The 21,861-nt window shown below is 36.5% G+C and carries 16 protein-coding genes; 2 read left to right on the forward strand and 14 right to left on the reverse strand.

The annotated features are described in order from the left end of the window. Nucleotides 1-7: 7 nt before the first annotated feature. The 3 genes from JZO69_RS10335 to JZO69_RS10345 all read right to left on the reverse strand — a co-directional run bounded on the left by JZO69_RS10335 (nucleotide 8) and on the right by JZO69_RS10345 (nucleotide 4,163). Entirely contained in the window at nucleotides 8-1,432 is a 1,425-nt protein-coding gene (locus JZO69_RS10335; RefSeq protein WP_207112797.1) for a YlbE family protein, read from the reverse strand. Beyond that, nucleotides 1,429-2,979 carry an acyl-CoA synthetase FdrA gene (gene fdrA, locus JZO69_RS10340; protein WP_207112798.1) on the reverse strand — a complete coding sequence of 517 codons (1,551 nt, stop codon included), beginning with the start codon at nucleotides 2,977-2,979 and terminating at the stop codon, nucleotides 1,429-1,431. The genes JZO69_RS10335 and fdrA overlap by 4 nt, the downstream gene beginning before the upstream one ends. Before the next feature lie 296 nt (nucleotides 2,980-3,275). After that, nucleotides 3,276-4,163, reverse strand: coding sequence for an oxamate carbamoyltransferase subunit AllH family protein (locus JZO69_RS10345; RefSeq protein ID WP_207112799.1), 888 nt, complete (start codon nucleotides 4,161-4,163; stop codon nucleotides 3,276-3,278). A gap of 171 nt (nucleotides 4,164-4,334) precedes the next feature. Between JZO69_RS10345 and JZO69_RS10350 the strand changes: the two genes are divergently transcribed. Then, complete coding sequence (locus tag JZO69_RS10350) at nucleotides 4,335-6,011, forward strand: PucR family transcriptional regulator (protein WP_207112800.1); 1,677 nt, start codon at nucleotides 4,335-4,337, stop codon at nucleotides 6,009-6,011. A 54-nt stretch (nucleotides 6,012-6,065) separates the two neighbouring features. Here the strand turns inward: JZO69_RS10350 and fabZ are convergent, their stop codons facing one another. Both fabZ and fabF read right to left on the reverse strand, forming a co-directional pair. After that, a complete protein-coding gene (fabZ, locus tag JZO69_RS10355) occupies nucleotides 6,066-6,500 on the reverse strand; it encodes a 3-hydroxyacyl-ACP dehydratase FabZ (RefSeq protein ID WP_010762460.1) in 435 nt (144 codons plus the stop codon). 2 nt (nucleotides 6,501-6,502) lie between these two features. Further along, nucleotides 6,503-7,741, reverse strand: a complete 1,239-nt coding sequence (gene fabF / locus JZO69_RS10360; protein WP_207112801.1) for a beta-ketoacyl-ACP synthase II — start codon at nucleotides 7,739-7,741, stop codon at nucleotides 6,503-6,505. Between the two features lie 304 nt (nucleotides 7,742-8,045). Between fabF and fabI the strand changes: the two genes are divergently transcribed. Next, nucleotides 8,046-8,798 carry an enoyl-ACP reductase FabI gene (gene fabI / locus JZO69_RS10365; RefSeq protein WP_207112802.1) on the forward strand — a complete coding sequence of 251 codons (753 nt, stop codon included), beginning with the start codon at nucleotides 8,046-8,048 and terminating at the stop codon, nucleotides 8,796-8,798. Nucleotides 8,799-8,862: 64 nt separating this feature from the next. Here the strand turns inward: fabI and JZO69_RS10370 are convergent, their stop codons facing one another. The 9 genes from JZO69_RS10370 to JZO69_RS10410 all read right to left on the reverse strand — a co-directional run bounded on the left by JZO69_RS10370 (nucleotide 8,863) and on the right by JZO69_RS10410 (nucleotide 21,725). Further along, on the reverse strand, nucleotides 8,863-9,942 hold the full coding sequence (locus tag JZO69_RS10370) for an acyltransferase family protein (RefSeq protein ID WP_207112803.1): 1,080 nt from the start codon (nucleotides 9,940-9,942) through the stop codon (nucleotides 8,863-8,865). A gap of 231 nt (nucleotides 9,943-10,173) precedes the next feature. Further along, nucleotides 10,174-10,977, reverse strand: a complete 804-nt coding sequence (locus JZO69_RS10375; RefSeq protein ID WP_207112804.1) for a helix-turn-helix domain-containing protein — start codon at nucleotides 10,975-10,977, stop codon at nucleotides 10,174-10,176. A 212-nt stretch (nucleotides 10,978-11,189) separates the two neighbouring features. Further along, nucleotides 11,190-12,014 carry a GNAT family N-acetyltransferase gene (locus tag JZO69_RS10380; protein WP_207112805.1) on the reverse strand — a complete coding sequence of 275 codons (825 nt, stop codon included), beginning with the start codon at nucleotides 12,012-12,014 and terminating at the stop codon, nucleotides 11,190-11,192. Between the two features lie 61 nt (nucleotides 12,015-12,075). After that, the gene (locus tag JZO69_RS10385) at nucleotides 12,076-12,447 is read right to left on the reverse strand and encodes an FAD-dependent oxidoreductase (RefSeq protein ID WP_207112806.1); all 372 of its coding nucleotides are present in this window, start codon (nucleotides 12,445-12,447) and stop codon (nucleotides 12,076-12,078) included. 11 nt (nucleotides 12,448-12,458) lie between these two features. Continuing rightward, nucleotides 12,459-14,006, reverse strand: a complete 1,548-nt coding sequence (locus tag JZO69_RS10390) for an ABC-F family ATP-binding cassette domain-containing protein (RefSeq protein WP_207112807.1) — start codon at nucleotides 14,004-14,006, stop codon at nucleotides 12,459-12,461. 524 nt (nucleotides 14,007-14,530) lie between these two features. Beyond that, the gene (locus tag JZO69_RS10395) at nucleotides 14,531-14,854 is read right to left on the reverse strand and encodes a nitrous oxide-stimulated promoter family protein (RefSeq protein ID WP_207112808.1); all 324 of its coding nucleotides are present in this window, start codon (nucleotides 14,852-14,854) and stop codon (nucleotides 14,531-14,533) included. 474 nt (nucleotides 14,855-15,328) lie between these two features. After that, entirely contained in the window at nucleotides 15,329-16,756 is a 1,428-nt protein-coding gene (locus tag JZO69_RS10400) for a helix-turn-helix domain-containing protein (protein ID WP_207112809.1), read from the reverse strand. Beyond that, on the reverse strand, nucleotides 16,757-17,362 hold the full coding sequence (locus JZO69_RS10405) for a bacterial Ig-like domain-containing protein (protein WP_207112810.1): 606 nt from the start codon (nucleotides 17,360-17,362) through the stop codon (nucleotides 16,757-16,759). 106 nt (nucleotides 17,363-17,468) lie between these two features. Beyond that, on the reverse strand, nucleotides 17,469-21,725 hold the full coding sequence (locus JZO69_RS10410) for a bacterial Ig-like domain-containing protein (RefSeq protein WP_207112811.1): 4,257 nt from the start codon (nucleotides 21,723-21,725) through the stop codon (nucleotides 17,469-17,471). Nucleotides 21,726-21,861: the final 136 nt, after the last annotated feature.

Consider the following 21,861-nt stretch of genomic DNA (forward strand, 5'->3'; position numbering starts at 1 on the left):
TATTCCTTTATAGTTGTTCGCTAAAGGCAATGATGGCTTTTTCAAAAGCTTCCATCGGCGGGTGAGTGATTCCAGCACCAATCATCCCGATTCCTGCTTCTTTATGCGCAATGGCTGTATTGATGATCGGTAATGTATTCGTTTGGATAACTTTTAAGCTGTCGATCCCTGATGGAATACCCATAAAATCTAGCGTTGGGATCGTGATATTGGGATTTTCTGCTGTTGTGATTCCTTGCATTTCTGTAGAGAAACGTAATGCATCTTCAATCGTTCCGCCAACTAAAGCTACGATTGCTGGAGCTGCTGCCATCGCAAAGCCACCGATTCCATAAGTTTCTGTGATGGCACTATCGCCGATATCAAGTCCGGCATCTTCTGGTTTGTAGCCAGCAAACATTGGCCCAATAACTTTTTGAGAAGGGCCTACGAACCAAGGATTCCCTTTGATTCCACTGATATGAATCCCAAATTCAGTACCGTTTCTAGCCATTGTTGTAACAACTGTGCTGTAAGGAATACCAACTGCTGAATCAAGAGCAGCTTTACACATCGCCATCCAAGTAGGTCCTGAAAAATAGTCACTGCTAGCCACAAAATCAAACACTTCTTTCATTTCTTCGATTGAATGATCCGTTTGGATAATATAAGGCGTCAATGCTTGGATCAAAAGTGTTGTGCCAGCATTATTGCGGTTATGACATTCGTCTCCCATATGCAGCGCTTGAGCCAGCATATGTTTTAAATCAATTCCTTCTGGGCATAGTTTCATTGCATCTCTTAAAATTGGACCAAAAACATCTCTCATCCAAATCAAGCGTTCAATCACACTTTCATCGTTAGCACCCATTCGTAAAATTTTTGACATTTGTTCACTTAGATTCGTGAAAGCCGAGTTTCCATATGTTTTATTTTCCACGATATGCATATACATTGATGCAGAGGTCACACCTGCCATTGAACCAACACATTGATGTTCGTGACACGGAGAGAAAATGATTTCCCCAGATGCTGCAACATTTTCAGCATCATCCAAGTCTTTCGCTAAGCCTTCAAAAACTAAAGCCCCTTTAACTGCTCCTTTCATTGGACCATTCATCTTATCCCAAGTAATCGGCGGTCCTGCATGTAAAATGGTATTTTTAGTCATTCCTGGTACAACATTGATTGCCTGATCATAGCCGATCAACGAGATTTGAGAAGAAATGATTCGGTTGACAGCTTCTTCATTAGCTTTTTGGATCTTTTCTAAATTTTCTGGTGTTTCTATTTTTTCTAAAGCAGCTAAGATACTCGCTTTTCCTCGCCCTGGCGGTGCCCAATTTAGATAAGTTGCTTTTACTTGTTGCTCGATCAATTCTTCTTGAAAAGATTCGATCCCAAGGTCGATAATTACAGGTTGTTCTTTGAATAACTCGTTGATTTTGCTCATTGTTCTGCTCCTTTCACAACAAATTCTCTTGCCAATAAACCAGCATTTTGACTGCTGCTAGCATACGTTGCACCAATCGAGGTCAACTTTTCTACTTGTTCATCAATATTTTGTTTATCTAAATCAGTTCCTAAAACATACCCGATGATTTCTAGATGACGTCCTTCTTTTAAAGCTTGCTCCTTAGCGGCTTTCATTGCTGGCACCATTACGCCGACTGGATCTGGATGCGCACCATATCCGAGGACAAAATCCATCAAAATCACTCCAACGGTTGGATCTGCAGCTTCTTCTTTAAATCGGGCGATTCGATTAGATGGATCGATCATTGGATGAGGTTTGCCATTGGTAAATTCATCTGCACCGAAATCTATAAATGTGTGTGCTTTACTCGTATCACCAAAATGTAAAAGATGCTCTTGATCTGTTGCAATATTACTGTAAACATCAGAAAATCTTTCTTTTGCTGTGAACATCGCTTCATCACAAAGCGTTCCACCAGTAAATAAACCGCGAATGTATTTTTGCTCTGAAGTCAATTTTTCGCGAACTTCATCAATCAACGGCAGGTTCAACGGATGAACATCTAAGCTGTTTTCATCGATCCCTGCAAGTGTTACTGCTTTTAAAGCCGCAGCTTTAGACATTTTCTCAAAGTAAATGCCTTCTTCATTTTCACGACTTCCACTACCAATAAACCAGATAACAACAGGTTTCTCAGCTTTTCTTACTCTAGCAAGAATTTTTTCTTCTACAGCTTTTGCTGGTGGTTTAGAAATCAAGACGATCACTTTTGTATTTTCATCTGCTTCTAAAGCATCAATAGCATCCAACATCATTCGTCCGCCAACTGCCTCACTTAGATCACGTCCGCCGGTACCAATCAATTGAGAAACGCCTTCGCCGAATTCATGAATACGAACACTGATTTCTTGACTACCCGTTCCAGAAGCGCCTACAATCCCGATACTTCCTTTACGGACCTTGTTAGCAAAACATAATCCAATATTATTAATAATAGCTGTGCCGCAATCAGGTCCCATCATTAGCAAACCTTTTTCATGTGCCAACGCTTTTAATTGAATTTCTTCTTCTACGCTGACGTTATCACTAAACATCATGACATGTAAGTCGTTGTTCAACGATTTTCTAGCTTCACGAGCGGCATACTGACCATTAACAGAAATTACTGCCAAATTCGCTTCTGGGATAGATTTTTTAGCTGTTTCGATCGTTGTGTAATTTTCTACTGTTTGACTGGTACTTTTTTCTTTTTTCTCTGTCATAAGTGTTTCGATTTTTTTGATCAAATCGGCTGAATCTTGCTTTTCTTTAGCCTCTAACGCAATAATCAAATCACTCGTTTGCGCTTCGGCGATTTCATTCGTGAATAAGCCAACATTTTTCATGACTTCCTTGTTCATTTCTGTTGCCATAGCAATGATTGCTTGATCAACACCTGCTAATTGATTGGCTTTGGTTGATAAAGCCATCAGTGAAACAGAGTCGATATAAGTGTTAGGTTGAATTTTGATGCTGATTGTCATAGTGGGTTCCTCCTAATTTAAAAGCTGAACGAGCTCATTTAGCATCGACTGAAAAATAGGAAAAATTGATTGAGACGCTCTTTGTCTCTCTCCATTTTTATCTTTTTTCCGAGGTGCTAGCTCGTGAAGCTAGATAATATAAAAGCTGAACGAGCTCGTTTAGCATCGACTGAAAAATAGGAAAAATTGATTGAGATGCTCTTTGTCTCTCTCCATTTTTATCTTTTTTCCGAGGTGCTAGCTCGTGAAGCTAGACAATATAAAAGCATAGCTAGCTCTTCCAGTCTTACCTTGTTTCAATGCAAATCCAACGTCAATTTAATCCCTGCCAACATGCCTGTCAGCATATCGCCGCCAGAAGTTGAGCCTATTGTTAAGACTGCCATCATTTTTTCTTTCAGCAGCTCTTCTTTTTCTCCGTAAAATAATTCCTCCAAGAATAAACCGATTCGCTCACGAGCAGCTCCTTTTATCGCCCAGTCTAATGTTGAAAAGCTAATAACATTCGTTCGTTTCTTCAGCTCATTCCGACTGTTGACTAGCCACTGTTTCAATGAATGATACGGATAATTTTCGGTGGTAAAAATAAGCGCTAAACCAACTAAAAAATCATCACCTGATGGAGTCAAACCAGGCCCCAAGCCAATTACTCGATTTAATTGTTTCATGGCTTGAAACAATTGCTTTTCTTTTAAGTAAGTCAATAATTGATTGGACTCCTTCCAAAGCATCGTGTAAATCATTTTCTCGTAGGTCGTTACGCTCACCTTATTTAATAAATAACCACCATTTTCATTTATTTGCTTAAGCCATTCATTCACTAAATTTACTCGATCACTAAGCCTTGAATATTCCTGTGTTTTGGGGAATTCGATTTGAGGATACTGCCATTCATTCACATTTTGAAGTTGAATTTCAGCAATATCACTGATCATTAGCTGGTCTTTTCGAGTAAAAATAGGTGTTCCTATAGCCAGTTCAAGTCGGTCATTAAAAAATTCTGATACTCGCAAGGTATTGGGCGCATTATCCAATTCCTCTGCCGCTAGCGTATATAATTCTCCAGAAGCACAAATAATATTTATCGTTCGATTAAATGTACTATGAACTTCTCCTTTCCACTGTTCATTTCTAATCTTAGATAAGAATGTTTGTTCACCTGACAGGGATTGATAGGTGCGCATGTCACTCACTTCCTTAGTTGCTGTCTCTTCTTTACACTTTAAACTTTACACCAAGAAAGCCTTTTCAAATACAGATAGAGTACCCGAATATTTTTATTTCCAGTTGTATACTTTAACCAACTGCCGTATAGTTAAAGTAACTAAATCAGGTATTAGAAAGAGGGTCTCCACATGTTAACAGTAAAAAACTTCCTGCAACTCTCCCCTTTCAAAGCATTTCAATTGGTTGCTGGACAAAAAGGACTTGAAAATGAAATCACTGGGGTCAATATTTTAGATAATCCTGATGCATCAGATTGGTTATCCGCTGGAGAATTGTTGATTACTTCGGGCTATTTTTTCAGTGAAAATTCAGAGATCCAAAAACGCTTCATTCAACGTTTTAAAGAAATAAATTGTTCTGCGATTTGTATCAAACCACATATTTACTTAAAAGGAATTCCCGAATCTATGCGTCAGTTAGCTGATGAATTGGCTTTACCAATCATAGAGATTCCTTATGGCATTGCCTTTTCAAAGATCATGAATATCGTTATGGCAGAAATTTCAGGGCAAATGGATAAATTAAACCAAGCTTCTCTAGATATTCATTCACAATTTTTCGAGATTTCACTACATGGTGGCGGAATGAAAAAAATCGCTGCTGGCTTAGCTCATATGGTCCAAAATCCTGTTGTTTTAGTTGATACAGACTGGTCAGTGACAGCTGTAAGCGACCAAGAACAGCCGCTAATTCAAGAAACAATCAAAAAAACAGGGGACACCTTTACTTTCCCTATTCAAACGTTTACTGATTTACCAGCAAACTTTGAACGAATTCAAAAACCTATTACACGCTCACTTTTATTTGAAGAAAGAGAATATCCTTGTGTGATCATGCCCGTTTATTTTGATACGATCCACTACGGTTTTATTCTGGTTTATCAAGTTGAACGCCCCTTAACGGATCTTGATTATGTCGCTTTAGAGAATGGATCGATGGCCTTTGCGCTAGAACAAATGCGGTTGTTTGAAATTGAACGGACAGAAAATAGAATTCGCCGTGATTTTTTCGATCAATTATTATCAGGGCAAATCAAAGACTTAGAAACTTTAGCAACTTACGATACAACCCTTGACCCAAGCTTAAATTATACGGTGTTGATTCTTTCCATTCAGACCTTAGGAAATCCAGCTGATTCTTTGATGAAGAAAAAACAAATGGAAGATCGCTTAATGAAGAGTTTGCTGTCTTCACTAACGACTTATACAACTAATCGTTTCCCTCATCTTCATTTGTTCAGTCGCAAAAATCAATTGGTGATGCTGTTAGGGACTGATGCCAAGTTAAGCTCCTTAAAAATACACAATGAACTATCCGATACGGCTGAACGAATCCGCATGTATTTAGAAAATCAAGGACAAGCCGAACGAAAGATTTTCTGCACGATTGGCTCGACCTTGCCGATTCTTGAGTTATCTCAAAGCTTTGAAGAAGCAAAAAAAGTCATTCAGTTACTTGAAGATGACGATAAAGAAGAGAAGATTTACTTTTTTAATGATTTTTACTTTGATTCTTTTTTAGTAGATTCTATTTCAAAAGAGCAAGGAAAAAAATTCTACACTCATTATTTAAATACATTACTGACGTATGATAAAAAAAATAACACCAGCTTTACACCAACATTAAAAGCTTATCTCGCTCATCACCTCAATATTGCAACTACATCCAGAGCGTTGTTTATTCATCGAAATACGCTGCTGTATCGGATTGAAAAAATTAAGGGCTTATTGCCAGTAGATTTAGAAGAGGAAAAAAATACGTTTGCATTACAATTAGCTTTGAAGTTATATGAGCTGCATCACTAAAACAAAAAAGCCGAAAAGAACAGCATCCTTTTCGGCTTTTTACTATTTTCTTGATTATCTACCTACAATAAACGTCAATTCGCATTCACAAACTTTTTTATCTTCAACAAAAGCAGTTGCTTTTCCGATTCCTACATAATCTCTGATTTTCACGATTTCAAAGTGTAATTTTAACACATCACCTGGAACAACTTTTTGACGGAATTTCGCTTTGTTGATTCCTCCGATATAAGCTGTTTCACCTTTAAATTGATCCATTTTTAAAATCAAGATCGAACCAACTTGAGCTAATGCTTCAATAATCAAAACACCAGGCATTGTTGGGTTTCCAGGGAAATGTCCTTGGAAGAATTCTTCATTGATCGTTACGTTTTTTGTTGCGATGATTTTTTTATCCGTGATAATTTCATCCACATAGTCGATAAAGCAAATTGGGTATCTATTTGGAATCATTTCCATAATTTCTGTTGCATTCATTAGTCTTGTCATTGTTATTTTTCCTCCCATTTTTTCATACAAATAACGCCATTGTGACCGCCAAAGCCAAACGAATTACTAATCGCATATTCTGCTTCTACGGGGCGTGAGCCATCTGTTACATAATCTAAATCACATTCTGGATCGGCCACTTCATAACCGACTGTCGGATGAGCAACGCCTTCTTGTAATGTTTTTACACAAGCGATGGCTTCTATGCCTCCAGCGGCTCCTAAAAGATGTCCTGTCATACTTTTCGTGCTAGAGATTGGAATATTGTAGGCACGTTCACCAAATACACGTTTTAAAGCTGCCGTTTCAGCTGCATCGTTAGCTGGTGTTGAGGTGCCATGCGCATTGACATACCCAACAGCTGAGGCATCAATTGATGCTTCTGCTAACGCTAATTCGATCGCATCTGCTGCACCACTACCATCTTTTAACGGCGCTGTCATATGACTCGCATCACAATTACTACCATAACCTACGATTTCACCTAAAATCGTCGCACCACGTTTTTGAGCGTGCTCCAGTTCTTCCAACATCAACATGCCAGCACCTTCGCCCATCACAAAACCATGTCTTTCTTTATCAAACGGAATTGATGCTCTTGTTGGATCTTCTGTCGTATTCAACGCACTTAATGCCGCAAATCCAGCAATTCCGATTTCACAAATCGTCGCTTCCGTTCCACCTGTGATCATGATATCAGCTAAGCCGTATTTGATGGTTCGGAACGCTTCACCGATTGCATTTGTCGCTGATGCACAAGCTGTGACGATTGTTTGAGAAGGCCCTTTTGCACCTAATTTGATAGAGATATTTCCAGAAGCCATATTTGCGATCACCATCGGTACAAAGAAAGGTGTCACTCGTTTAGCCCCTTTTTTATCCATGACTCTGACTTGATCTTGTAATGTTGTCATACCGCCGATACCACTGCCGACGATTACACCAAAACGCTTGGGATCGATTGTTTCTTGAGTTAAACCACTCATATTCCACGCTTCCATCGCAGCCACTACACCATATTGCGAAAATAAATCCATCCGCTTTTGTTCTTTACGATCAAGAACCTCACTTGGATCGAAGTCTTTCACTTCACCTGCAAGTGCCACACCTGTATCTTCAGAATCAAACTTAGTAATTTTAGCGATTCCTAATTTTCCATTGACTAGATTTTGCCAATACTCTTTTACCGTATTTCCTAAAGGAGTCACTGCTCCCATTCCTGTTATTACAACTCGTTTCATCGTGCACCTCCACTATTGTTTTGACTATCAAATTAAAAAAAACTTGCTTAAACAACACTTTTTTGTTTAAATTTAAGTAAAATAGTTTGACTTTCAAAGTATTTTAGTTAATAATTCAGACATCCGATAAAATGTCTGTACGGGTGTTGCTTATTCGTTAGAGAATTTTTTTATCATTCTCAACACAGATAATACCAGTTGCAATTTTATCCGTCAACTTAAATAAAATCAGATATTTAGATTTTGTTAAGATGTGAGACCTTTTTCACACACTAAAAATAATTTTAAAAGGGGAAAAAACCATATGTTTCTAAAAAATAAAAAAATCGTCGTAATGGGCGTAGCCAACAAAAGAAGTATTGCTTGGGGATGTGCTAAAGCATTGAAAGAGCAAGGGGCTGATATTATCTATACATATCAAAACGACCGCATGAAAAAACAATTGCTAAAATTAGCTGAACCAACAGATCTACTCGTTGAATGTGATGTTGCCTCTGATGAGTCGATTGCTCAAGCTTTTCAAACAATCCAAGAAAAATACGACAAAATCGACGGATTAGTACATGCCATTGCTTTTGCTAACAAAGAAGAGCTAGATGGGAATGTTAGTGATATCAGCCGTTCAGGTTTTTTATTGGCTCAAGATATCAGCAGCTACTCACTTTTAGCTGTGGCACATTATGCTAAACCTTTGTTAAATCCTGGTTCTGGAATTGTTACAATGACTTATCTAGGTTCTGAAAGAGCTATCCCAAACTACAACATGATGGGAATCGCCAAAGCTTCTTTAGAAACAGCTGTAAAATATCTAGCGTACGAATTCGCAGCAGACAAAATCCGTGTTAACGGAATTTCAGCTGGCGCTATCAAAACATTAGCTGTAACAGGCGTAAAAGATTATGATCAACTGATTAAAATTTCAGAAGGCCGTACGCCAGATAAAGCAGGTGTTACGATTGAAGAAGTTGGTAATACTTGTGCCTTCCTTGTTAGTGAGTTAGCTGCTGGTATTGTTGGCGATATTATTTATGTGGATAAAGGTGTTCATTTAACTTAAGAGAAAAAAATAAGCTGAGACAAAACCAGCAGCGTTTTGTCTCAACTTTACTTCATCCTTCTTACTAAATCCGATACCCTTTATTCACTCTCAACATCAGCTGTAAATCAAAATAATAATATGGCAGTTGATTATTGATAACTATCACTAAGGAGCTTAATAAATGTGTCGCGATCAGTGTTACAACCAGTTGCAGCCAGCTATTCGCAAAAAAATCATAGCTATTCACTAAACTAGCAGCCCACAAGATACACAATGGATGGATGAAAAAATAATATTTTCCTAAGTTCCTCAAATGTTTATAATCAATAGCTATCTTCAAATTCCATGTCAAACTCCAACAAAAAAAGACAGCAGTAAATGGAATCAATGACCACATAAAGTTTTTATCGATCCCCGTCTTAGCATAAATCATCAAACCTTCACTTACTAAAAGACCTCCAAATACCACGACCATTAAACCAAAATATTTCTGATACCCAGCTATTTTTTCACGATAGTCCCATAAAAAATAACCAACAGCCACAAACACCAAAGCAAAGAATAAACCATTGCGAGTAGTCACAAATACATTCAAATACTGATCAAAAAATGATTTCAACTGTTCATTTTCGATATAGCCATAATACGTTTCTAATGACCCAAAAAGACATAACACAAATGTCAGGCAAAACAACGGAATATAGCCTTTTTTCTTAATCAGCCAGTGCGCAAATATAATACCAAAAATCATGGCCGGAATATACCAAAGATGGTAATACGTTCCTGTATAAACTAAACCTGCAAACAATGCTACTGGATAGAGTTGTGGTCCCAATGTATAATTCTCCTGAATCCACATAAACCCAATTGGCAAATAAATCAAACTCCAAAATAAATACGAATTGATCATTGATTTTAGGTAACGTTTCAAATAACCTGGTGAGCTATTTTGCCCTCTTCTGACAAAATAACTGGTGGAAATCAAAAAATATGGAACAGCGATTCGACATAGCACATTTTTAAACAAATGATGAACGACTGGATCTTGAATCACCCGTTCGCAATGAAAACAGATAATCAAAACCGCTGCTGCATATTTTATTACATCGATCCCGTTATTACCGATAGTTTGTTTGCTGACTTGCTTATTTATACCATTCACCCCTGACTGTCATAGAAAGCTGTTGATCAAACGAACATGTTCTACTTCTGTTACTTTTAATTGTAGCAAAACACATACTTCATTTTATCGGCTTTAAGTCTGAGATTTCCTCACTGCTTTAGGACTAGTTTGATATGAAAGGATCAATGCAACAATCCGAGGAAAAGAAGGTATTACCACAAATCAAATATCTGCAACATAAACAAATAATCATTCAAATATTCTACTTTCTTATCTATAGATCAGCTGGATATCCTTTGCATTGCTGCGAATTGCTGCGACTGCATCTTCTTCACTCAATAGATCCAGTGCTGTTTTAAATGATTTATCTATATTGATTTTTATAGGAGTAAACTTTTCATGATGCCAAATCTCGTGGGCAACTTTTAAAGATTCCACCCAAAGATAATAGTTTTGATCTTTCGTAACAATATCAATCAATGTCACAAAATTACCACCCACATTTCGAATATATTTACCAAATTGCAGGTTTATTTCTAAGATATCATGAAGAGAAAACATAGCTATAGTTTGTTCTACAGAAACCTTTACAGCGAGTTTTGCTTTTCCGATTTGCTTGATTGAAACTTGTTCGCCACTAAAGTCGCATAAACAATTTGCATAACCAATTAATTTCGAAAATGTTGCTTGAGGAAAAATTTCTTCTTCAATTTTTACAAAGGTATTCACTCGCTTCCCTTCTACAAACAACGGTTGTATATCTTGTGCATAAGCACTGTAAAATGCTGCGTTATTATTTTCTTTCTTATTTTGATCCATGTAGATTTGCCTTCTTTCTTTCCCTCCGAACAATTCCCTAAAGAAACCAAGCTTTTTATGTCCTAATAAAACATCTACACTGATATTAAAATATTCCGAAAGTCTAACGACATTTTCCAAGTCAGGAAGACTTTTTCCTAGCTCCCATTTAGAAATCGTTTGACGTGAAATGTTCAAGTAGTCCGCTAGTTCCTGTTGTGAGATTTGTCGTTCTTGACGGAATTTTTTGATTTGCTTACCAATTTCTACAGTCACTATAAGCCACTCCTTTCTTAGCGTCCATCATTTTTGTTGCACAAATGCGTTGCTCTACTTGATTATACAATAAAGACGCACGCAACGATGCATTGCCCCATGATTTAATGTCGGTTATCCGCAATTTGATACACTCAAAAAAAATATCCTCACCACATTCATTTTAATCAACAAATGCAGCAAAGATATTTTATTCCGAAAAAATGGATTTATTATTCCTCCATCAACTTTTTGGCTAATTGAAATTGGGTAAGTTGTAGTTTAATACCTATTTTTTCTAACTCAGTATAAACAGGTGTTTCCATATCAAAGTTTGTTACCTTGACAGTATCAATATTTTCTCGTTCTTTTAACCTAAGCAAGATATCCGTTATTAAGGGGATATCTTTCGATTCCAACACATTCAATTGCTTAATGATCAATTCTTCTCCGATTACATTAAAACTAGTTGAACCAAGCTTATGTTCGCCCTGATAGGTATCATAATTTTTATCTGAAAAAATAAAGCGATTTTGCCATGGAGTCCATTTATTTCCAATCAAAGCGAGCTCCTTTGATACTGCTGGTTTAAAGTCTATGCTGCTTTGTTTCTTAGGTGTAGCTGGTAAATTAACTGAACCGACAGCCAACTCATTTATAAGCTGAAATCCTTTTGCTTCATAAAGACGTTTAGCACGTTCATTAGTTGCAATCACTTCAAGAATCAGCTGCTCACATTGATTTTCTTTTGCTAGATTTTCTGCATAATCAATCAATTTAGAAGCGACTTTACTTCTGCGATATTTGGGAACTACAGCCATACCGCCCACCCACATCACTTTCGTTTGCTGGAATGTTTCCATGCCTAATAAAATGATGCCGGCAAATTCTCCGTCCATAGAAAAAATAACTGAGAGCTTTTTCGAAAGTTTTAGTGACTGAATTCTTTGTTCTAAAGCTGCTTGATCAACATGGATTGGCAATAGATAATCGCTGAAGCCTTGGTTCCATGTTTCCACTACTTGTTGAAAATCTGCTTCGTTTATAGGTATAAACATGATGGTTCTCCCTTCATTTTTTGACTCTGTCTATTTACACTATAAACGAATTTAAAAATATTCATAGTTTTTTAGAAACAATGATGTTATCAATATTAAGAAATGTCTTAAATCCTTCTTGATTAGATAAGCAGACATGGTTCGCTTCTACATCAATACAAAAGGTTTCTAAAAAAATCGTTACGACCAAATTCTCTAGCTGGCGCATCAATTCAGCTCTTTTTGAGGCTGCTAAACAATCTGAAAGAATTTCATCTGAACGTTCTATTATCGTCACTTCTTTTCCTTGCTTAGCTAAATCAATGGCCAGCATGCATTCTGAAACACCGCTGCCGATGACTAAAATCCGTTGAGCCAACTGCGTTTCTGTCACTTCTCGTTTCACAACTGGCAGTTGGTACAAATGACAATCTTTATATCCTGTAAAACTCATTCCTACTCACCTCATTGTCTAATAAGATGTTTATCAGCAACCGTGTACACATGATCTGCAACTGTTGAGTAAAACTCATCATCATTTGAAATCAATAACACACTGCCTCTAAACGCTTTTAACGCATCTTGAAGGGCTTTTCTTGAGTCGACATCTAAATGATTGGTTGGCTCATCTAAGATCAGTAAATTACTTGGCTGCATCGTTAAATCACACAACTTCACTTTTGATTGTTCTCCACCACTTAACATATAAAGATTTTTTGAAGCAATTTCTCGTTTCAAACCGCATTTCGCTAGTTCACGACGAACATCTTCATAAGTAAGTTTTGTATATTTGTTAGCCAACGCTTCAATTGGTGTCCATTCAGTATTTTCCCATTCGATTTCTTGTGAGTGGTAACCAACAGCAACTTGTGGTGAAAAATGGCTTGTTCCAGAAATCGCAGGTACCATTGAAAGCAGTGTTTTCACTAAGGTAGATTTACCTAAACCATCTGCGCCTGTAATCACTATTTTTTCACCTTTTTTCACTTGTAGATCACGCACCGTTAGTAATGGCTCTTTGTAGCCTACAGTCAGCGTATCGATGGTCATGACGTTAGGTGAACTTTGTGGCATTAGTTTAAATGAAAAATTCGATTTGACGTTCTTTTCAGGTTCTTTCAGTCTGTCCATTTTTTCCAAATGTTTTCTTCTACCTTGAGCCATTTTCGTTTTGATACCAGCAATATTTTTTTGAATAAAAGCTTCTGTTTCTTTGATTTTTCGTTGTTGAGCATCAAATTGGCTTTGATAAGCTTCGGCTAAATGTGCTTTTTGTTTTAAGAAATCTGTGTAGTTGCTATGGTATTTTTTAATTGAACCAAAATCAATATCACAGATACACGTAGCAATGTTGCTTAAAAAGGTAGTATCATGAGAAACGATAATAAATGCATTTTCAAAGGCATTTAAATAATCAGTCAACCATTCGATATGTTCTTGATCTAAGTAGTTCGTCGGCTCATCTAAGATTAAGACAGACGGTTTTTCTAATAAAAGCTTAGCTAAAATAACTTTGATTTGATCGCCACGGTTTAACGCACTCAAGGTTTGCTCGGCATCGCCATCGCTAATTCCAAGCCCTGTGACAGCTTTGCTGATGTCATTTTCGACTTGATAAAATCCTTTTATTTCTAATTGTTCTTGATACGTTGCGGCTCTTGTTAATAATTGGTCGTCGCCTGTTTCGCCATATGTTTCATAGAGTTTAAGCATTTCTTTTTCTGTGTTAAATAATTCTTGGTAAGCGGATCTTAAAAATTCATTGATCGTAAGTGACTGATCCATGTCTACATATTGGTCTAAATAGCCTAAAGTAGCTGCTGGATTCCAAGTGATCGCACCGTCATCTGGCAATACATTCCCTAAAAGTATTTTCAATAAGGTACTTTTCCCTGCACCATTTTTACCAACGATTCCCATATGTTCCTTACTTCTTAAGGTAAATGAGCTATCTTCGTAAAGCTGTTTATCTGGTACTGCATAGGTTAAATCTTTGACTTGTAATAATTCCATTCTATTTTCCTCTTTCATGTGGTTTCCCTGATTTTTACTAAAGAACATACAAAAAAGACCCATAGACAAAATGTCTAGGGCCTTTTTAATCTATATATCCTTCAGTAAATGAGTACAACAAAAACATAGCAAACAGATGCTATTTTTTTACTATACTAAATTTACTGATGAATAAGAAAAGCTCATAAGCTTTCCGATTAAGCTCCGTACAACACTTCATCAAAAATAAGTTGTAGGGAGCTAAGAGTTGAAATATATAATACGTACATTTGAAACACCTTCCTCAGGTGTTACTTTATCATTTTGAAAATAAATAGTCAAATCCAGATAAAATAAGTCTGAATTATCATTGTCGCTATTTATTTGAGAACACTATACATTAAGAAAAGCAACGAAGCTTTTTATTGTTCAGGCCATCTTGGACAAATTTTTTGATATAGTTTTTTAAAACTTCTTAACCAGAAAAATCCCCACTGTTCCCCGATTAAATGTGATTGACCCTAATAAAATAAATAACTATTTTTTCATTTTTCTACATTTCTTGTCAATCCACGATACGCATGTTTAAACGTTAAAATAGGATGCTTAAATAACATGCGCGGACCTGAATAACGCATGATTTTTTTCATTTGTTCCCGATACTTAGGCTGGTAACAATGAACGGGACATTTCTGGCAGGTCGTTTTTTCTTCTCCAAATTGACAGAATTCTAAACGAGTTCTAGCATAGTTCAACATTCTCTCTTCTGGAATCAAGCTATCTTCTTGCTTATGGTAATAAACTTGAATCATGACTTCCATTAAACGAATCTCTTCCATAATGATCGGTCCGGAATTTTTCTGTCTCACTTTACATCCCCTCCCAAAATTAAAGCAAATGAGCTCATTCAGTCTCCAATAAAAAATTAACTGTAACACATTTCGTCTCATGCTAGCCTTATGTTTTTCCGATAAATAATACTATTACACTAGCTAATCGTTCCTAGTTACATCTTGTTCAGTATAACATATGGAAAAATAATTAAGGATGATTATCCGTAGCATTTTTATTTATTTTTCTCCTTGATTTATGTAATAAAAAAGCGGATTCTATGTAAGTGGGCCATAACTCTTCGAGTCATAGCCCGCTTACATAGAATCCGCATAAACGGTGGGAGCAGAAGCAATCACAACGCTACGCCTCGATCACATCAAATTCTAAGTGCTAAAGCACTAAGATTTGAAGGCTTCGGAAATAAGCTGAAATTCACAAAAATTTGAAAAACAATTTTCGTGAATTCCTTCTTATTTCTCGGGACTAATCCCTTCGGTCCCAACCTCACCCTAAATCCGATTCTTATTCAATTGTAAATTCTTATTGATTTGTATAATCTCATTTCCAAAATTACGCCAGTCGCTTGCTCTAGGAGGTGCCAGCCAGATCAGGCTTCGAGCTGAAAAAGTTGTTTTTGGGATGTAATCGGAGATAATCAAATCTGTATCTGGACGTATAGCTGGCTGGAAATTTATGCTAAAAGAATCGAAAATCTTGATTTGTGTTTTGATAAATTGGTTATATTTTTCCCCTTGTGTGAAATTCACATGGATATTGATCGTATTTTTCTCGTTTTCCTGGTCATATTGTTGAGAAAGAATAATCAATAAATTAAAAAAAAGAGACTTCTTACTAAATTGAAATTCATCCTTTTTCAATTGATAAATGAAAGTATAACAGATCTCAAATACAATCGGGTAACGCTCATGAAAAAATTCTAAATCCATCACTCGTAATGTCAGGTCGATTAAAGGAGTAATATATCGGTGCTGATAAATCGCCATATTCACACTATCACTAAATTCAGGCCCCATCATCGTTAATTGTGGATAGTTAAGAATTTGCTGCTTTAACTGCAAACTATATGCTTCAACAGCCTCATCTTCAAAGTCACAAAATTCGCTTCGATAAACTGACAACTGACTAACAATCCCTCTTACTTCAACTTCAATTTCCCGGTTTGTTCCTTGTAAAGTACGGCTACTCCAGTGTTTGATCGTTTGATACAGTACGTTTTCTTCATCTAACTTAGTCGACTCGGCATTAGTAGACAAAAAATAGTTATGCTTTCTCTTTACTCTTTCTAGCATAACAAACATATAATGCTTGAACAGATAAAAAGTGTTGATTTCTTCACAATGCAACTTAATAGCAGAAAGTAGTTCATTGACTGCTAAGATATCTGATTGGTTGTATAACTCGTCTGAATCTTTGTAAATCCGATAATAGAGCATATTGAAATATTGGCGAATCTGCATTTCATTGCCGATTAATTGAAACGTTTTGGATAATTTTATATCATATTGCTCCAACTCTTTACGAATTCTATCAATGATTTTATAAACAACAGTCCGACTCATCCCTTCTTTTTCCCCGTATTTTTTGATCGATGTAAATTGGTTGAAAAATATCGTTTGCAATAATGTGAATTCCAGTGAATATTTTAAATACCTTTCCTCAACAATACTAGATGACATTTGAGAACCTTGAAATAGTATGATCTCATTGTTTTGTTCAATCAATTCCATCTCATCGATCAGTTCAAACCTTTTCAAGTCCTCATTTATTTCCAGAACACTGCGTTCCAAAAGATATTGGGAGATATTCAATTGTTCACACAACATATCCTTACGCTCTGAAAACGAGTATTGCTGCTCTAATTTTCGAATAATTGATAATTTTAAATTTGCTCGATCGTCTAATAACAAGAAATCCATTTATACTCTCCTTGTTCCATACAGAAGTGTCCCTGATAGAAACCCCAACATATTTCCAAAACTCGCAGACCCTAGTGGATTGGCGCCTCCTGAAGTGTTGATGTTGATCTTTTGTTTAGCAGGATCATTTTTTAACAGTTCGTCATTCAGCATGATTTTTGTTTGAGAATCATTTTGGGAATAGTGCTTTGGTACTCTTTTTTTGTGAGCAGAACTGGTAAATTGGTTCACTGATACTTTAGCTATAGAAACATAAGTTTTATATGAAAATTTCACAAAATATAGCCCTGTTTCTTGTGTATTTATATTATGTTTGATCGTCACTTGGTTTAAATCCAACGGCTCGCCATCTCGATCTTTTAGTGAAACAACATTGTCTAAGGGTGACCAGTGCTCGTTTTGTTTGATGATGATGTCTTTTAAGAGAAGCTCCGTCTGATTTTTTTTCACTTCAACTGTCGCTGTTTCTACTTTTCCATCTACTTCATAGGTCATTTTATATTTTCCAGGAGTTGTCATTTCTTCTCCGTAAAAAGTGTCAAAATGAACAAAAAGTGCTGATGAAAATAGTAAGGCTGTGCCTAGTATCAAAGGTTTTTTTTTCACCTATTTTTCCGCCTTTCCAGATTTCGCTTCAATTGAATAAAGGCTTGAATAAAAGGCAGCGTCAACTCTGCCTTTTATCCCAGCCTCATTTCTCCGTATCGTTTAGTTAATCTGTTCGTCTTTTTCTTAATCGAATCCTGCCAACTATTGCGATCGACACGGCTGCTAGTCCGATTAAACTAAAATAATGATTGGTCTTTTCACCTGTTTTAGGGTAAATCCCTTGTTTGTCTGGTTTTACACTATGCGTTTGATTCTTATTGGTTTCATTTGGTTTTGGAGAATTTTTTTCCAGCACTGTGATTTTTGCTGTCGCAGTCAACTGTTTTTCAGACTGTACAGTTTTTTTAGCTTTACTTGGCTCAGATTGTCTAGTGGTTTGAACGGTGTAAGATACCTTATTCTCGCCTTTTTCCTTGGTGTCCACAGTGCCAGTCACTTCTACTTCTTCAAATGAAATGGCATTACCGTCACGATCAGTCGCTGACACAAAGTTATCTGCACTCTTCCAATCATCGCCGACATAAATGGTAGAATCTTTTACGACTAACGTTGATTGATCTGCTTTCACTGTTATTTTAGCAGTTTCTTTTATTTTTCCATTTCCGTAAACAACTTCATAAATCCCAGCTTTGGTTGTATCGACAGAACCTGTTACAGTGATTTGTTGAATTGGAATAGTTTGCCCAATTTTATCTGTCGCTGAAACAAAATTATCGGCTGCCTGCCATGAATCTCCAACATAAATCGTCGAGTCTTTCACAGCGAGCGTTTCTTGTTCGTCTACAACCTTGATGATAACGACATCTTTTTTTCCTTGATTTTCATATGTGACTCTATTCTCTCCAATTTTGGATGAATCCACTGTACCAGTTACAGTGATTTGATCGAAGGCAACAGGTTTTCCTGTTTTATCTGTTGCTGAGACAAAATTATCTTCTGGTTTCCAATTCGTACCAACTGAGATGGTTGAATTTTTACCTTTAACCTCTGTTTGATTTGGTAACACAGTGATTGTAGCTACTTCTCTTTGTTCATGGAAAGTATAAATCACTTTATAGTCACCAACTTTTGTTGTATCAACAGCGCCAGAAAAAGTTACATCTTCAAATGGTACCATTTTTCCACTTTCATCTGTTGCTGATACAAAATTATCAGCTGCTTGCCACGAATCTCCTTCATATATCGTAGAATCTTTGACAGTTACACTCGTACGGTCTACTTTGCTTTCTACTAGAGGAACCTCGATTTGATTCATACCTTTGGTCAATTGAATGTTTTTTCCATTAATATATTCTTTAGCGATCGCATAACCTGCTGGGAGATCCGTTACTCTTAGTGTGTAGGCTCCAGACATGATCGCATCAAAATTATAGTCGCCATTCTCATCTGTCGTAAACTCAGTCCGATTATTCGTCACATTATCGATCAGTTCAAATGAAACATTGGGAACGTTTATGTCTTGATTATCTTCATTATACGTATGAAATTGCGCTTGAGCCAAATAAACAACTCCTTCCGCATCTCCATCAGAAAATCTCAAAACTAGCGGTGTTGTTGTAGCCGTTCTGCGAGTTGCTGTCATTTGTTCTAAATTGTCAGCGCTGATGACTGTCTCAGTAGAAATCTGCCCTGCATTTTTAGAAATCGTATTATAAGTGATCGTGATATTTTGAGTTAGCGTATAATCATCAAAAATAATTTGAGCACCCGTCGCAGTTTTCTTGATGGTATACGCAGTTTCCGGAACACCATCAATCACAATCGAGTTTAAATCAATGTCTGCATTGGTTGTTCCTTTCGTTGCAATATCAAAGATAGGATTTTTAACTTTGAGTGTCCCATTATTGATATTCTTTGTTTTCACTTCATTTTTTGTAACATTTTTTAATGACTCATGACTTGTTTGGCTTGCAGAAATTATCTCTGTTCCTACATTGCTAACAGAAACCGAAGTTGACATGATTCGATCTCCGTACAATGGTTCAGCCGCACTTCCGGTCACATTGATCGTCTTAGCATCGATCCAACCATTGGCATATTTATATTCAATGATATAACGTTTTGATGTTTTACCAAAATCAAATTGATACGTATTATCGGTTTCATTGAAGGTAATTTTAGGGTACGCAGAACTGTTAGGATCTAACGGTTTATCAAAGTAATAGCCTCGATCCCAATACTGTGGGTAAATGGATTCCACTTGGTCATTTGAGACATCATAAATATCAAAAATCACATCTGCACCCGCAGGAATCTTAGTTGAAATACTTAATGAGTCAAATGTATCGTTTCTTGCGTTGACTAAAAATTGATTTTTACTTGCTTGTAACGTGTTTTCTGAATAGATCTTTCTGCCTGTTCTAACTGTCGTTTCCACTGTTTCATACTCATCCGCACTTAGTGTGACAGGAAGCGTATCAACTGGAATGCTTTTGCTTTTTTCTAAACTATCAGGTATATAATTAAAGCCTAGATCCAAATTAAATGAATGAACGACTGGCGTTGTGAATTTTATAAGTGAACCACCTTCGACCGCTGTTATCGTGTAATCTTTATTTAATTTGTAATAATCATACTCCCCTTTAGGCGCTCTTAGCTTCAGGTAGTTTGGGTGTTCAATTTTGATCGTCGCATTCTTTACAGGAGTTTGGGTACTTCCTGCTATCGCTATCGTGGTGTCGCCCATATAAGCACCATTCTCATCATAATTTCCCCAAGCTGTTTCTACACTATTGGGATTGATGATCGAAATTGGTTGAAGGTATTGATCAGATACAAGCATTACTTCTTTTCCACCATTGATAATCGGCGTACGTAAAGCAATATCAATATCTTTTTGTTCAAACGGGATGATCAGCTTATCCGCATTTATTCTTAACGCACTATCTTTCGTCGCAGTTAAGATCAGTTTATTATTTTCTTTATTGATATCAAAAAAATCAGTGATTTCAACTTTTTGGTACTCGCCATTATATGCTGAAAATTTATAGTCAGTAATTGGTTGGCCATTTTTACTTTCTAAAATTATCTGTTCTCCTGCTTGTGTTTGTGTCAGTAGATTGTAAATATTGACGTAATAATTTCCTTTTTCTTGGAAATTAGCACTTTGCAACCAGCCTAAACTAGCTTCTTTTAATGACTTTTGGTCTTTACTTGTTTTGGCAGTAAACTCCAGCCCACCATATGGAGCAGTTGTGCTATTTAATCTGACTGAGCCTAATTTAGTCGTTGGGTATTGATTGTAAAAATTGTAAGAATACGTTGAAACACTTTCTAAAGCTAACGCGCGTTCAATGGATATGGCATATGCTTTTTGCTGATTCATGTTTGTAACCGTAACTGAACCTTGATAGGTGTTGTCTTCGTTGACCGTATAATCCTTATCTTTTTCTAAGGTTTGCTTTGAATCTGGAATCACATTGCCATTGATATCTACCGCATACGAAAAAACAACAAGTTGTTCTTTTGAGGTATTGTAAAATTTTGCTCCTGGCGCTTCTGTCATCAAGATTTCTAAAGTCTGGCTACCAGATAATGTTCTGTCTAAGTTATAATAGACAATCCCTTTAAGCCCATAAATATTAGCCGTTTCTTCATACTTGATAGGTGCAACATCTTCATATAAGTCAAAATTATACTGATTGGTTGTTTGCCCTGGTGTTTTAATCGTTATTAACGGTTCCCCATCGGTGAATACATAACTTTTTAACTCTAAATTAAAATGAGTTTCAGTCACTCGTTGGTTAAACGTGATCGTTAATGTTTTACTTTGCGCATCGACTGACCACTGAGCGCCAACATTGGCTACTTCGCCGCTGATATCAGAATAGCCTAAATGATCCGGTAACGTCAGTGTATACACTGAACCTGGCGCATAATCTTTATCTTCGATTACAAAATTTAATTTTGCAGTTACTGGTGTTGTATTTAAAACTCTATTTAACGTGTTTTGGCTATATTCAGTTCCATCCATAGTCGTCAGAGTCATGTTCGCTAGAAGCTCATCCTCAATAGGTACATTGGCATCTGTCATTTTCGTTTGAGAGCTCTGTGTGTGTTCGCCAGTTGACTGCTGTGTCGTTTCAGCAGAGATCTTGTTTGACTCCGTAGTTGAAGTACCGGTTTTATTTGCTTCATCAGTTCCACTTATTTCAGTGCTTGGCTTTTCTATCGGTTGTTCTGCTACCTCGCTCGATAAATCAGTCTGTTGTTTCGCTTCTATTGGTGTGTTAGCTGACTGTTCGCTTGAGAGATTTTCATCTATATTATTAGTAGTTGTTGCAAATGCACTTACAGCTGATCCAAAACTTTGTGACAATAAAACCGCAAGCATCAAAATATGTACTTTCCTTTTTCTCATCAATATACTCCTTCTTCTTAATGTTTTCATATATTTATATAATATACTTTTTTAAACTTTATTATGATTATTTTTTTATGTTTTAATAAAAAATAAAAACATATATGCTGTTATTGTTGATTTAATCAGCTTTCCC

Origin of the sequence: Candidatus Enterococcus ikei, from assembly GCF_017316105.1 — a bacterium.
GTDB classification, from domain to species: Bacteria; Bacillota; Bacilli; order Lactobacillales; family Enterococcaceae; genus Enterococcus_L; species Enterococcus_L ikei.